Annotated in this window: 1 protein-coding gene and 1 pseudogene; both read left to right on the plus strand. The window is 33.6% G+C overall.

Annotated elements, in window-relative coordinates:
• Positions 1 to 406 (plus strand): annotated as a pseudogene (locus AC1DRF_RS29595) (T7SS effector LXG polymorphic toxin); the annotation flags it as partial.
• The coding region (locus AC1DRF_RS29600) for an immunity protein Imm33 domain-containing protein (protein ID WP_477742518.1) at positions 407 to 983 on the plus strand (577 nt) is incomplete at its 3' end. It abuts the pseudogene before it with no gap.

Consider the following 983-nt stretch of genomic DNA (forward strand, 5'->3'; position numbering starts at 1 on the left):
GAGTAATGGAATATCTAAAAAAGATTATAAAGCATTAAGAAAAAAGACACCCAATAACCAAATAAGAAAAAAGGTAAATCCAGAAGGTCCTAAAATTGACCCTGTTTATGGGTATGAAGTTCAAAAACTAGAAGCTGATCATATTGTTTCCATGAAAGAAATAACGCAGTTTGAAGGGTTTAACCAACTAACTAAGGAAGCGCAGGTAGAAGTTTTAAATTTAGAAGAAAACTTTGTTGGGCTTGGTAAATCTACTAATGCTTCTAAAGGAGCTCATAATTGGAGTGAATGGAGGGGACATTCTAAGTTAGGAGATGTGCCAGAAGAAGTAAGACAACAAATGTTAAAGCTAGAAGCTCAAGCGAGAGAGGCTTTAAAAAAAGCTATAGAAGAGAGGTTAGAATAATTGAAAAAATTCGTTAAAAATATAAGTGGTAAAGTATTTGTAATTCAAGCTGAAAATGAATTAGAAATGCAGGTTGAGAACCTTTTTAGTATCTTTGAAACCATAGAAACCGAAAAATGGGTTGAAGGTTTTTCTATACAAATAGGGTGGTCAAGGTTTATTGTTTCTATAAAAGGTGAAGAGTATCATATTCTTTCACCAGATTATTCAAAGAATCCATTTGAGGACGATACAGAAGATCTAACGCTTGCTCTATGGGTACAGTTGGAGCAAGTTCACTTTTTACGGAAACTAAATATTAATAATGGTGAAACAGTCAGGTTTAGTGATAAGGTGGTTGTGGCCAAAAATATATTAGAGGTAGATAGTATTTACTTACAAAGAAGCAGTGATTGTGAACAAGGAGATTCAGGTTGGTATATAGGAGCTGTAAACGAAGAAGATGATACAGAAGAACTAGAAGCTTTTTATGCATACCAATTATTAAAGATTCGCCCCTCTCTTATTCAAGTTTTGGCTTTACCTTATGAATATATGGCAGTTTTTGAAAAGGACGAAGTACAGGCAGTATTAAATG

It is taken from the genome of Priestia sp. P5_B4 (assembly GCF_056400385.1).